This window comes from Rhizobium sp. BK377, from assembly GCF_014193935.1.
In the GTDB taxonomy this organism is placed as follows: Bacteria; Pseudomonadota; Alphaproteobacteria; order Rhizobiales; family Rhizobiaceae; genus Rhizobium.
This window is the reverse complement of sequence record NZ_JACIAC010000006.1, coordinates 153963-167667: the sequence shown is the minus strand read 5'-3', so window position 1 is coordinate 167667 and position 13705 is coordinate 153963. Positions and strand designations below refer to the sequence as shown.

The 13705-nt window shown below is 60.2% G+C and carries 10 protein-coding genes; 5 read left to right on the top strand and 5 right to left on the bottom strand.

Annotated features, from left to right (window positions below; genetic code table 11):
- The first annotated feature begins 2 nt into the window (after positions 1 to 2).
- On the top strand, positions 3 to 1973 hold the full coding sequence (gene glgX, locus FHT92_RS22580; protein WP_183829502.1) for a glycogen debranching protein GlgX: 1971 nt from the start codon (positions 3 to 5) through the stop codon (positions 1971 to 1973).
- Between the two features lie 88 nt (positions 1974 to 2061).
- Complete coding sequence (locus FHT92_RS22575; protein WP_183748622.1) at positions 2062 to 2550, top strand: MaoC family dehydratase; 489 nt, start codon at positions 2062 to 2064, stop codon at positions 2548 to 2550.
- A 15-nt stretch (positions 2551 to 2565) separates the two neighbouring features.
- Here the strand turns inward: FHT92_RS22575 and FHT92_RS22570 are convergent, their stop codons facing one another.
- From FHT92_RS22570 to FHT92_RS22555, 4 genes are read right to left on the bottom strand one after another with little or no spacing between them, the layout of a single operon-like run.
- Positions 2566 to 3114 (bottom strand): sarcosine oxidase subunit gamma, encoded by a 549-nt coding sequence (locus FHT92_RS22570; RefSeq protein ID WP_183829499.1) that lies wholly within the window; start codon positions 3112 to 3114, stop codon positions 2566 to 2568.
- Positions 3107 to 6100, bottom strand: a complete 2994-nt coding sequence (locus FHT92_RS22565; protein ID WP_183829496.1) for a sarcosine oxidase subunit alpha — start codon at positions 6098 to 6100, stop codon at positions 3107 to 3109. Before FHT92_RS22565 ends, FHT92_RS22570 begins: the two co-directional genes overlap by 8 nt.
- Positions 6097 to 6438, bottom strand: coding sequence for a sarcosine oxidase subunit delta (locus FHT92_RS22560; protein WP_183829493.1), 342 nt, complete (start codon positions 6436 to 6438; stop codon positions 6097 to 6099). Before FHT92_RS22560 ends, FHT92_RS22565 begins: the two co-directional genes overlap by 4 nt.
- 13 nt (positions 6439 to 6451) lie before the next feature.
- The gene (locus FHT92_RS22555; protein ID WP_183748618.1) at positions 6452 to 7705 is read right to left on the bottom strand and encodes a sarcosine oxidase subunit beta family protein; all 1254 of its coding nucleotides are present in this window, start codon (positions 7703 to 7705) and stop codon (positions 6452 to 6454) included.
- A 242-nt stretch (positions 7706 to 7947) separates the two neighbouring features.
- Between FHT92_RS22555 and FHT92_RS22550 the strand changes: the two genes are divergently transcribed.
- On the top strand, positions 7948 to 9087 hold the full coding sequence (locus tag FHT92_RS22550; protein ID WP_183829490.1) for a FecR domain-containing protein: 1140 nt from the start codon (positions 7948 to 7950) through the stop codon (positions 9085 to 9087).
- A gap of 4 nt (positions 9088 to 9091) precedes the next feature.
- Here FHT92_RS22550 and FHT92_RS22545 read toward each other — a convergent pair whose 3' ends face one another.
- Positions 9092 to 11263, bottom strand: coding sequence for a CHASE2 domain-containing protein (locus FHT92_RS22545; RefSeq protein WP_183829486.1), 2172 nt, complete (start codon positions 11261 to 11263; stop codon positions 9092 to 9094).
- Positions 11264 to 11574: 311 nt separating this feature from the next.
- On the opposite strand from FHT92_RS22545, the gene FHT92_RS22540 reads away from it, so the two are divergent.
- Both FHT92_RS22540 and rpsU read left to right on the top strand, forming a co-directional pair.
- A complete protein-coding gene (locus FHT92_RS22540) occupies positions 11575 to 13203 on the top strand; it encodes an adenylate/guanylate cyclase domain-containing protein (RefSeq protein WP_183829483.1) in 1629 nt (542 codons plus the stop codon).
- Between the two features lie 179 nt (positions 13204 to 13382).
- The gene (gene rpsU / locus FHT92_RS29380) at positions 13383 to 13598 is read left to right on the top strand and encodes a 30S ribosomal protein S21 (protein WP_003542939.1); all 216 of its coding nucleotides are present in this window, start codon (positions 13383 to 13385) and stop codon (positions 13596 to 13598) included.
- The last annotated feature ends 107 nt before the right edge of the window (positions 13599 to 13705 follow it).

Here is a 13705-nt window from a genome sequence, read left to right as displayed (position 1 = left end):
ATATGGGGGGCAACAGTTCCGCACAGGGCGGCGCCATCGTTTTCGAAACGGGCGTTGAATTTTCTGTATGGTCGCATCATGCAGCGCAGATCGATCTCTGCCTCTTCGACGATGACGGCAAGGAATATGCGAGGCTCCCCATGGCCCGCGACAGCGACCACGTCTTCCGTCTTTTTGTCGATGGAGTGAAGGAAGGCGCGCGCTACGGCTACCGCGCTGACGGCATTTACGCTCCGGATAACGGCCTGTGGTTCGACCCCTCGAAACTGCTGATCGATCCCTATGCGAAGGCCGTCGATGGACCTTTTCATTACGACCCGCGGCTCGGCATCTTCGGAGAAGATACGCAGCACCTGATCCCGAAGTCTGTCGTCACCAAAGACGCGCCTCTCAAAAGCCAAAAGCCGCTCTTCAAACCAGGCGGCTTTATTTACGAGGTGGCCGTCAAGCCCTTCACCATCCTGCATCCGGATGTGCCGGAAGCTCAGCGCGGCACAGTCGCCGCTCTGGCCCATCCCTCCGTCATCGCGCACCTGAAGCGTATCGGCGTCGATGCCGTCGAACTGATGCCCATCACCGCATGGATCGACGAACGTCATCTGCCGCCGCTTGGACTGACGAACGGCTGGGGCTACAATCCCGTTGCCTTCATGGCACTCGATCCGCGTATCGTGCCGGGTGGTATCGCAGAGCTCAGAGAAACAGTGGCGAAGCTGCATGAGGAAGGCATCGCCGTCATCCTCGACCTCGTTTTCAACCATACGGGCGAAAGCGACCGCTATGGCACGACGCTATCGCTGCGCGGTATCGACAATCTCAGCTACTATCGCCACGTAGCGGACCGGCCATCCGTGCTCGTCAACGATACCGGCACCGGCAATACGGTTGCCTGCGACCATCCCTACGTCCAGCGGCTCATCATCGACAGCCTGCGCCATTTCGTCCGCAATGCCGGCGTTGACGGCTTCCGTTTCGATCTGGCGCCGGTTCTTGGTCGCACGGCACACGGCTTCGATCGGAACGGTACGCTGGCCGCGATTCTCGCCGACGATTTCCTCGGCGATCGCATCATGATTGCCGAACCCTGGGATATCGGCCCAAGCGGCTATCAGCTCGGCAATTTCCCTCCGCCCTTCCTCGAATGGAACGATCGGTCCCGCGATGACGTGAGGTGCTATTGGCGTGGCGATGACTGGAAGACGGGTTCGCTCGCAACCGTCCTCGCCGGCTCGTCGAACATTTTCTCAGCCAATGGTGGGGCTGAGACGCGTAGCGTCAATTTCCTCGCGGCACATGACGGTTTCACGCTCATGGACCTCGTATCCTATAGCGGCAAGCACAACGAGGCGAACGGCGAGAACAATCGCGACGGCCACAACGAGAACCATTCCTGGAACAACGGCGTCGAAGGTGAAACGGCCTATCCTGTCATCCGGGAGCTACGCAAGGCCGATGTCAAGGCGCTCATCTCCACCCTCTTTGCCAGCCGCGGCAGCGTCATGCTGACGGCCGGAGATGAAGGCGGACGCACGCAGCACGGCAACAACAATGCCTATTGCCAGGACAACGAGATCACCTGGATCAACTGGAAGCTGCTGGACGAAGACTTGATCGCCCACACCGCCTTCCTCGCAACCCTTCGCCGCCGCTTCTCGGTCTTCTCCCACCTGACCTTCTTCTCCGGCAATGGGGATGTGGAATGGATCTCGCTATCCGGCGAGCCGATGACAACGGGCGAATGGGAAACCCCCTCGCTTTCCACCCTCGGCATGATACTTACGACCGACGATCGTGCTAGCCGCAGGCGGACCCGCCTCGCCGTGCTCTTCAATCGCTCCGAACAGCACCTACCCTTCAAGCTGCCTTCAGTCGGCGAAGCAAACTGGCGCCAGCTTTTACCGGATGGCGCGCGGAAAGTCGGCGGCCGCGCCACAGTTGAGCCACGTTCGGTCGCCTTTTTCGTGGAAAATTGATCGACGAAACCCGCCCGTGCGAATCATTATCGCAATCGTCATGAATGCGGGATAAGGCTTTGCGGCTGCGGCTTTTTACGAGGAATGCATGGTCACGGAAATTTCGCTCTCGGAGGTCCAGGGACTGGTTGGTACGGAAACTGGGTTGTCCGACTGGATCCTTGTCGATCAGAAGATGATCGATGCCTTTGCCGAGGCAACCGGCGACCATCAGTTCATTCACGTCGACCCCATTCGCGCAGCAGCCGAAAGTCCCTTCGGCGGGACCATCGCCCATGGCTTCCTGACGCTCTCGCTGCTGTCGACGATGAATTACAATTGCCTGCCCAAGGTGCGCGAGCAGACGATGGGTATCAATTACGGTTTCGATAAGATCCGCTTCATGTCGCCGGTCAGGAGCGGCACCCGCATTCGCGGCCACTTCGTGCTCTCGGACGCCCGCTTTCGCGGCGCCGGCATGCTGATGACGACCTATGATGTCTCGATCGAAATCGAGAACGAAAAGAAGCCGGCACTAACCGCCCGCTGGATCACTATCATCCAGTTCGACCCGAAAGATCGGCCGGAAGACGTTTAAGGTTCTCTGCGGACCTTAATGGCTCGCGTCCTCGGCGCCTTCGGCGAGCAGGCCGAAGACATAATCCGAAAACGACCGCCAGCATTCCACCCGGAACGTATCCTCCTCGGTGCGGAAGAGCACGATCTCGGCCTTGCCGAAGATTGTCCGCGAGCAAGCGCCCACCGGAAAAGTCTCCAGAGAGAGATCCTGCGGGCAGCCCGCCGACAGCGTCACCTCCGCACCCGGTCCTGAAACAGTAATACCCACATTGCGGTGAGAAACATCGACCGCCGAGTGAAGAGCGTCCGCGCGAGAAAGAAGCGACAGAAGATCTGAACCAGCCTCGTCAATAACGAGCCATTCGTCCGGTCCCAGCCAGAGTGCCGAACGCCCTCCGGCACTGCCGGAGGTCTTGGGTGCTGTCGGCAGGGTCACCCCCAGCGCAGAAGATAGTGCGGATACGGATTCGGCCGGCGCACGCAGCGAAAGGCGGCTTGCGACCGGCGCCACCGTCAGGCGCACCGTCGCCGAGCCGGCAAGGAGACCGGAGAGAGCCGGCTTGCGAATTGCGACCTCAGCCATGGATACGGCCTCCTTCCTTGTCAAAGAACACCAGATCGGTCACCTCGACCGGAATGGTCCGATCCGGCATTGGCACATAGAGCGTTTCACCCACGAGATTGCGACCGCCTTCGATCAGCGCAAAAGCAATCGAACGACCGCAATTTTCAGACCAGTAGGCCGATGTTACGTGGCCGAGCATCTTCATCGGTTTCGGCTGGTTCGGGTTGGCAACAATCTGCGCCCCCTCCTCCAGCACCAGCTTCGCATCCTTCGTCGTAAGACCGACGAGTTGCTTGCGCCCTTCCTTAACGAGATCGGGTCGCTTCAGCCCGCGAATGCCGACAAAATCAGCTTTCTTCTTGGAAACCGCCCAGGAGAGCCCGGCGTCATCAGGCGTCACCGTGCCATCCGTATCTTGGCCGACGATGATATAGCCCTTTTCCGCGCGAAGCACATGCATGGTCTCCGTGCCGTAGACGCAGGCGCCGAGCGGCTCCGCATTGGCCCAAACCGCTTCCAGCACCGACTGGCCGTAATCGGCGGGCACATTGATTTCGAAGCCCGTTTCACCGGTGAAGGAGACACGGAAGAGACGTGCCGGAACGCCTGCCACCTTGCACTCCGCCACACTCATATGCGGGAAGACCTCGTTGGAAATATCGAGCCCTTCAACCAGCGGTGCGACGATCTCGCGCGCCTTCGGCCCTTGGACAGCGATAACAGCCCATTGCTCGGTGACAGAGGTCAACCACACCTTCAGATGCGGGAATTCCGTCTGCAGATAGTCTTCCATGTGATTGAGAACGCGCGGCGCCCCACCGGTCGTCGTCGTCACATGGAAACGGTCATCGGCGAGACGACCAACGACGCCGTCGTCATAAACGAAGCCGTCCTCGCGCAGCATGATGCCGTATCGGCATTTGCCAGGTTTCAGGGTGTCCCAGGCATTGGTGTACATGAGGTTCATGAATTCGGCGGCATCCGGCCCGACGACTTCGATCTTGCCGAGCGTCGAGGCATCGAAGATACCAGCGACCTCGCGCGCAGTCCGGCATTCGCGGGCAACCGCCTGATGCATCGTCTCGCCGGAACGCGGATAGAACCAGGCGCGCTTCCAGTTGCCGACATCCTCGAAGACTGCTCCTTTTGCTTCTTCCCAGGCATGCAGCGGCGTCTTGCGCGTCGGGTCAAACAGCGACCCACGCGAATGCGCGATCAGTGCACCATAAGTCACCGGCGTGTAAGGCGCGCGGAAAGTGGTGAGGCCGACCTGCGGAATATCCTTGCCGAGTGTTTCGGCGGCAATCGCCAGACCATGCATGTTGGATAGCTTGCCCTGGTCGGAGGCCATGCCGTTCGTCGTGAAGCGCTTGATGTGCTCGATCGAATGCATACCTTCGCGCACAGCGAGGCGGATATCCTTGGCACAGACATCATGCTGGAAGTCGATGAACGCCTTGGCGTTCGTCTCCGGTCCGGCCCCTTCGGCAGCACCAATCATGCCACCCGTCCAGTCGAACGCCTGCTCGACGGAAACGCTGATCTTTCTGCCTGCCTTTTTGCCGACGGCCTGCGCCATCAGTTCACCGGCGGCAAGCGATTCCTCGACGGTCTGCTGCAGACCATCCGTACCGTTGCAGGCGCCGACGGACAGGCAATCCTGCGCATAGGTGCCGGGCAGGAAACGCTGCGTTTCGGCATCGAAGGCGACCTTGCCACGCGACTGCGAGAAGAGATGCACGGAGGGTGTCCAGCCGGCGCAGACAAGCAGCGCATCGACGCTGATCTTGCGCGCCGAACCGCCGCCATTGCGCGCGACCGTCATCGACGAGATGCGGAGCGCACCCGACGTATCGACGACCGACTGACCGGTCAGAACATCGATGCCGAGCGTACGGGCTTCGGCCAATACTGCTGCACCCGGCGCCTGCCTGACATCGACGATCGCGGCAATCGAAACACCCGCCCGCTTCAGGTCGAAAGCAGCCTCGTAGGCAGAGTCATGGGCCGTATAGATGCCGACCGTCTGGCCGACCGCAACGCCATAATGATTGAGATACATCCGCCCGGCCGAAGCAAGCATGATGCCGGGACGGTCGTTGTTCGGAAACACCATGTGCCGCTCGATAGCACCCGTCGCCAGGATGACGCGCTTGGCGCGGACCTGCCACAGCCGCTCGCGCGGCAGATCGCGGTCGGGGCGGGCGATATGATCCGTGACGCGTTCGACGAGACCGACGAAATTATGGTTGTAGTAGCCGAAGGCCGTGGTGCGGGTCAGGAGCTCCACGTTCTCCATGGCCTTCAGGCGCGCAAAGGTTCTCTGCACCCAGGCATAGCCATCGATCCCATCCACTTTCACGCCGGCATCGAAGCGCAACGCGCCGCCGGCTTCGGCCTGCTCATCGCAGAGGATGATTTTTGCTCCGGCTTCCGCAGCAGCCAATGCCGCCGAAAGACCGGCAATACCGGCACCGACGACCAATACGTCGCAATGGGCATAACGGCTGGCATAGTGGTCGGGATCGTCTTCCGTCGGAGCGACTCCAAGACCCGCAGCACGACGGATCATCGGCTCGTATACGCGCTTCCACGCGGCCCGCGGCCACATGAACGTCTTGTAGTAGAAACCCGCCGCAAAGAAGGGCGAAAACAGGTTGTTGACCGCACCGACATCGAAGGAAAGCGACGGCCAACGGTTCTGCGACTTCACGATCATGCCGTCGAAGACTTCCTGCACGGTTGCCCGCACATTCGGCTGCTTGCGAGCGCTGTCGCGAGCAACGTCGATCAGCGCATTCGGCTCCTCGGCGCCCGCCGAAAGAATGCCGCGCGCGCGATGATATTTGAACGAACGCCCGACAAGGTGCACACCATGGGCAATCAAGGCCGAGGCAACGGTATCGCCTTCGAGCGCCGTATAGCTCCTGCCATCGAAGGTGAAACGCGCAGTCCTTGCGGGCGTCAGCCGGCCCTTGCCGACGATACGGTTCGCGCCGCTCATTGCGCCTCTCCTTCAACAGCTTCATAGGTCTCGACCGGCGCATGCGGTTCCGCCGCAGCGCCGATATCAGGCTTCGGTTCGCCGGCCTTGTAGGTCATGATGAACTTGTCGCTCACGGTATCGCGTGCCGCATTGAAGAAGCGCCCGCAGCCATGCATGTGGCGCCAGCGTTCGAAAATCAGGCCTTTCGGGTTATCGCGCAGGAAGAAATATTCCTCGAACTCTTCATCCGAGATCGAAGCAATATTGGACGGCCGGGCGATATGGGCGTCGCCGGCACCCCGGAATTCCAGCTCCGAGCGCTCTTCCTGACAGTAAGGGCAATAGATCAGCAGCATGTTTGTCCTCGTGTCAGTGCGCAACGGCGGCAGCGGCCGCCTCGTCGATCAGCCGCCCGCTGCGGAAACGCTCCAGCGTCAGTCCTGCATTGAACTTATGCGGCTCGTCGCGAGCGATCAGATGGGCGAAAAGGTTGGCCGAACCCGGCGTCGCCTTGAAGCCGCCGGTACCCCAGCCGCAATTGACGTAGAGCCCGGGAACCGGCGTCTTCGACTGGATGGCCGAACGGTCCGGCGTGTTGTCGACGATACCGCCCCACTGGCGCATCATCTTCACGCGGCGGAACATCGGGAAGAGCTCGCAGATGGCGTCGAGCGTATGCGTGATGATCTGCAGGCCGCCGGTCTGGGAGTAGGAATTATACTGGTCCGTGCCCGCACCGATGACGAGTTCTCCCTTATCGGACTGCGAGATGTAGGCGTGCACCGTGTTCGACATGACGACGCAGGGGAAAATCGGCTTCAGCGGCTCGGAAACCAGCGCCTGTAGCGGGCTCGATTGCAGCGGCACGCGCACATCCGCCATCTTCATGACTGTGGTCGTGTGACCGGCAGCCGACACGCCAATCTTCTTCGCGCCGATGAAGCCCTTATTGGTCTCGACGCCGGTGACGCGACCATCAGGACCGCGGCGAATGCCGGTGACTTCGCAATTCTGGATGATGTGCACGCCGCGGTCGGACGCTGCACGCGCATAGCCCCAGGCAACCGCATCGTGACGCGCCGTACCCCCACGGCGCTGCAAGGCAGCCCCGTTGATCGGGTAGCGTGCCGTCGCCGAAATATCGAGCGGCGGACAATAGGCCTTGGCCTGTTCCGGCGTCAGCCATTCATTGTCGATGCCGTAAAGCCGGTTGGCATGGATATGCCGCTTGAAGCTCTGCATGTCGTGCACATTGTGCGACAGCATCATCACGCCGCGCGGCGAATACATGACATTGTAGTTGAGTTCCTGCGACAGCCCTTCCCAGAGCTTCATCGAGTGCTCGTAAATGTGCATGCTCTCTTCATAGAGATAGTTGGAGCGGATGATCGTGGTGTTGCGGCCGGTGTTGCCGCCACCAAGCCAGCCCTTTTCCAAGACCGCCACATTGGTGATGCCATGCTCCTTGGCGAGGTAATAGGCTGCGCCTAGTCCGTGCCCACCGCCGCCGATGATGATCACGTCGTATTCGGATCGCGGCTCCGGCGAAGTCCACTGCTTTTCCCAGCCCCTGTGCCCACGCAGAGCCTCCCGCGCTACGGCAAAAACCGAATATTTCCGCATCCGCCATCATCTCCTTCAGGCAAAGGCATTTTCGTCGTGGCCATACAAATCGCAAATCGAATTGCGGCACAACGGTTCTTTTGCGACGTGAAAGAGCGTTTGTTTTGACACGGCGGGAGGCACGCAGCCTCCATCGGCCTCTATTGCACCTTCGCAGATGCGGCATAATCCTTTTCTCACCCATCAGGGCAGGCAGAACAGCCATACGGGAGATGCTAATATTCCCATATATGGGGTGTTAGATGTCGAGTTGGCGTAGCATATGGATCGCGAGCTGCTGCTTCGCGCTTTCAGGCGCATGGCCCGCACACGCGGCTGAGCCCGTCGGCCAGGCAACTCTCATCAAAACTGAAGTGACGGGACAAGCCGGTCCCATTATCGTCAATGACGAGGTCCACCGCGACGAGCGTATCCGCACCTCGCAATCGGGGCTCGGCCAGTTCATATTCCGTGACGGCACCAAGCTTGCCGTCGGCTGGGGCTCGTCCGTTGTCATCGACAAATATGTCTTCGATGATTCCGACTCCGTCAAACGCCTCTCGATCAAGGTGGCTAAAGGCACATTCCGCTGGGTCAGCGGCAATTCGAAATCCTCGGCCTACCGGATACAAACGCCGGCCGGCACGATCGGCGTGCGCGGTACCGCCTTCGATTTCTATGTCGGCCCCGACGGCACAACCGCAGTTGTGCTGTTGAATGGCGCGGCCAGCTTCTGCGGTCCGGGCGGCTGTCGGCAATTGCAGCAGCGGTGTGATTGCGTCGTCGCGCAGCCAAACGGCAACATGACAGATGCGCAACCTGTCAACAGCAGCGTGCTGCAGAGACTTGGCAACCAGCGCGCCCTCCCCTTCCTTTCCGGCAATCAGAGTTTAACGGGCGGCCTAGGCCTGCTCGGCGGTTGCCGAATGGCTTCGGTTGTGCCCGAGCGGAAAGACCGACTTCGTCAGGAACTCCGGCAGCGCACTCCGAATCCCGCGCCTCCTTCGCAACCGCAGAAGCAGGAGGAACCGCAGAAGCAGCGGCCGGAAAAACCGCATCACGACAAACCGCATCATGACAGGGACGACTGGCACCACGAACATGACGAGCATGGCTGGAAGGACAGGCACGATAACGATGACCACGATGACGATCATGGAAGACCGGGTCGGCACGAAAGATCCGATCATGCGGACAGACATGATGCCTCTGACCGACCAAGCCGCACGGAAAGGGCAGACAGCAACCCGGATACGCCGAGCAGACAGGAAAGAAGCGGCGATGAAAACCACGCCGTTGATAATCAGCAGAGTGCGGGAAGAGACCAGCATCGTGACCGGAATCATGGCTGGGGCGGGAACGGAAACCGGGACTGGAACGGCGGCTGGAGCCGCAACCGGTGACTGATTATTCGACGGCCTGCTTTTCCGGCAGACCGATATCCTCCTGAAAATGGTCGTTCCTGGCCGATATCCGCTCGTAGAATTCCGTGAGGCCCGCCAGGACCTTTATCCCGGCGAGTTTTGCCGCACCGATCAGCTTGCGGCTGTTCCTCGAATGCTCGCGCAAGGCGCCCATTACCTTCTCGTGGACGAGATGCAAGGCGCCGAATTCCGGTGAGACAGCGACCCTCTCGTCGCCGACCACAGCGAATATCCGCGTCCGGCTGCTCTTTCCTTTGAGCGGAATAGCTCCTGCCTCCAAGAGCGCCGCCCCGCTTTGCGCCCGCGCCGTGCTGTCGGAGATCAGGATATCGAAACCGACATCCTTACAGCAGGATTCGATGCGCGCCGCGACGTTCACGGCATCTCCCACCGCCGAATAGTTGAAGCGTGTCTTCGCCCCCATATTGCCGACACAGGCAGGGCCGGTGTGGATGCCGATGCCGATCCTGACCTGCTGAGCGCTGCCGAAACCGAACGCGTCGCTTGCGTTGAGCTCGGCGAGTGTCTCCCGCATGGCGAGCGCCGCTCGCAGCGCCTTTGCTGCATGATCCGAAACATCGACCGGCGCATTCCAGAATGCCATGATGGAATCGCCGATGAATTTGTCGAGCGTTCCCTCATTTCCGACAACATGACGGCTCAGCGCATCGAGCAGCGTATTGAGAAACTGGACGACGGCGGTCGGCGTCAGCCTCTCACTGATCTCGGTGAAATTGCGCACATCGACGAACATCATGGTGAGCTCGCGCTCGTCCCCGCCGAGCTTCAGCGCATCGGGCGTATGCTCGATACGATGCAGCAGCGAAGGAGAGAGGTAATGGCCGAAGGCGCGCCGCACCTCCCGTCGCTCCCTGTCGATGACGAGGATGCGGAACGACGTTGCCGCAAAATGCGTGATGGAGCCGCTGATGATCGGCGCCAGCGGATCGAACAGCAGACCGGCATAAAGAAAGCTGAACCACGAAGCGGCAAGCGCCATCGCGGTGATCGCCAGGCCGCAGACCAGCGCCATGGCCGGACTGACGAACGTCGTAATAATGACGAGAAAGATGCCAAGCACGGCGATCGCAAGAATTTCCAGTCCGTCGGCCCAGTCCGGCCGCGACAGGTAGCGGCCTGAAAGGATCTGCTCGACGGTCTGCGCCTGCAGCGAAACACCCGGCACATTTTCTCCGAGCGCTGTCGTGCGAATGTCCTGCAGCCCGACAGCCGAGGTGCCGATGAAAATGATGCTGCCGTCGATTTGGGCCGCGACATCAGGGGCCACACCGCCGGTAGCAAGGACCTTTCCGGCTGAGACATAACGCTCTGCCCGGTTCGGCGTCACATAAAGCCAGATCTCTCCGGCCGCCGTCAGCGGAACGATGAAATCGCCGATCTTCGCCGAGGTGATAATCCCTGCCCGATCCGGCGCGCCGGCCAGCACATAGGTTGAGGCGCCCTGCGCGACCCGCAACGCTTCGATCGCAAGATTGGGATAAAACTGTCCACCATCGCTGAGGAACAGCGGCACCGCGCGAACGACTGATGAAGGACTGCCGGGATTGAGACTGACATGGCCAAGGCCCGCGGCATTCGCCTCCAGGCCCGGCCGGAGCGGCGTAGAAGCGCTGAGATGCGGAGGTGCGGTCAGCGGACTTTCGCCGGTAAAGGCAAAGCCGGCCTTCACTTGCGGCTTATAGCTGCCTTCATTGGAGAGCCCGAAGCCGAGAACGACTGGCTTTCCCTTTATCGATTGAGCGAATATCTCGTCATTGTCAGGCAATTGCGCCGCAAGCGATGGATCGATGCCCTCGACCTCCTGAATTACATTGCGCGGCGACATCCGGTCCGGCTCGGCGAAGATGACGTCGAAGGCGATGGCTGCCGCTCCCATGTCGGAAAGACGGTCGACCAGCGTGGCCAGCTTGTCGCGCGGCCATGGCCACTGACCGAACTCCCGCAGGGAAGCTTCGTCGATATCGACCACTCGGACCGGCATCGCTTCAAAGCTGCGCGGCACGAGGCGCTGATACTCATCGAAGGTGACATCGCGGATCCGCTTCAGCACAGGCGGATCGCTTGCCCGGAACAGCGTAAGCGCAGCCACAATCGTCAGGCCGATCAGCACACCGATCTGCTGCAATCGCGTCATGCGTTCAGGACCTCCCCTCGAGCCGGCTCCAGGAGCCGACCCGCCGCAAGCAGGCTACGCCTCTTTAATGCCAAAGACCATTCGCTCACGCTCACAAGCTGAAAAACAAAGCGGTCGGCAATGCAGTATCCGGCTGTCGGCACCGACCAAGTATTTTCGCCAAGCTGCAGTGGCAACACAGCATGGAATTACTTCGAGATCCGTCCTCGCTTTTGGCACGACCTTTAAGCGTTGGCCTTGCCGCGCCTGCGGCGAAATGGTTTTGTGTCTTCGGGGATTTAACAATTCGATCATTGTCGAGGGGATGAGCCATGGCAGATCCGCAAGGAGAGACCACGGCAAGAACTACGGAAAACTCGGCCTCTGCCGCCCGCAGAAGCGGCTATTGGCTGATCGCCGTTGTGCTGGCGATGCTGGGCGGGCTGCCGCTCGCTGTCTGGCTTGATATCAGCGACCTCTCCGAAAATGCGCTGCGCCGGCAGGCGCGGGACATGAGTTCGCTCGTCACCAGCATACGCTCCTATTATTCAGCGAATGTCGTCGGCAGGGTGCTCGCCGCCCATCAGGCGGGCGACGTCAGCGGCACAGTCGTCTCACACAACTACGCCAATATTCCAGGTGCCATTCCACTACCCGCCACGCTTTCGCTGGAACTTGGCGACGTCATTAGGGAGCAGCAGGCCAACATCACCTATCGCTTCCTCTCCGATCTGCCCTTCAAGAATCGCGCACCGCACGATCTCGACGATTTCGAAACGGCATCGCTCGCATCCTTGCGCGCCAATTCCAGCCAGACACTGACCGACCTCACCCGCGTCGGATTTACCGATACGCTGCGGCTCATCACCCCTGTGATCATGGGCCAGGCTTGCGTCGCCTGTCACAACACTCATCCTGAAAGCCCGAAGAAGGACTGGAAGGTAGGCGATGTGCGCGGCATTCAGGAAGTCATCATCCGCCAGCCCTATGCAAGCAACGTTCTCGCCTTCAAATACCTGCTCTGCTATTTCTTTTTCGTCGCCATCATCGGCATCAGCTTCATTGTTCTGCAGCGCCAGCAGACGCGCGTCATCCACAGTGCCAACCGCGATCTTGAAGCGGCTAACGAGTTCCTCGCCAGCGTCTCCCTGAAAATTTCCCGCTATCTCCCGCCGCAGATCTACAAGAGCATCTTCAGTGGCCAGAAGGATGTGGTCGTCCACACGGAGCGAAAGCGACTGACGATCTTCTTCTCCGACATCAAGGATTTCACCGCCACGACCGAGCGCCTGCAGCCGGAGGCGCTAACGGAAATGCTGAACGAATATCTGACCGAAATGTCCACGATCGCGCTCAAACACGGCGGGACGGTGGACAAGTTTATCGGCGATGCCATGCTGGTCTTCTTCGGCGATCCCGAAACCAGAGGGCCGGAAGAAGATGCCAAGGCTTGCCTGCGCATGGCCATCGACATGCAGCGCCGACTCGGCGAACTGAAGGAGAGATGGCGCCGGAACGGCACGGAAGAGCCTTTCGTGGTGCGCATGGGGATCAATAGCGGCTATTGCAACGTCGGCAATTTCGGCAGCAGCGACCGTATGGACTATACGATCATCGGTGCCGAAGCGAATCTCGCCGCGCGCCTGCAATCGATCGCCCAGGGCGGTGAAATCGTCATCAGCTATGAAACCTACGCACTGGTGAAGGATATCGTCGATGCCCATCCTTTGCCGCCGATCACCATGAAGGGCATCCAGCGGGAGATCGTACCCTACGCCGTGGACGGGCTGATGCTCGGCGCCGATCACAAGAACCGCGTTCTCAGCGAACATCTAGCCGGATTGGACCTGCATCTGGACACGGCTCGGCTTGAGCCGGCGGACCGCTCCCGTGTCATCGCCGCGCTAAAGGAAGCGATCGCTGCTCTGGACGAAACGAAGCCGGAGAAGGCACGCTCCTAGCTCCGTATAGGGCATGGGCGGGATTTTTCCGCCCGATCGCATATCCCGTCTGGACTTCATTCCGTCGATCTGATATTTCGCAACACCAATCGCAAGGCCGCGGCCGCGCGAACGTTATTTTTTTGCCCCAGGCGCTGCGCCGCCTTTCGGCATCAACCAACCAAAGGAACGTGATTCTCGTGCAGGTACTTGTCCGCGATAACAATGTTGACCAGGCTCTCCGCGCTCTCAAGAAGAAGATGCAGCGCGAAGGCATTTTTCGCGAAATGAAGATGCGCGACTACTACGAAAAGCCGTCGCAGAAGCGTGCTCGCGAAAAGGCCGAGGCTGTCCGTCGTGTCCGCAAGCTGGCCCGCAAGCGCGCTCAGCGCGAAGGTCTGGTTGCAGCACGCTAAGGCGGTGCCGTCGTTTTTTCGACGTTTTCAGGTGCATGTGTGGCGGGGGCGATAGGTTTCGCCGCCGCCTTTTTAATTTCTGCTGAAGATTACATATCCGCCTTGCT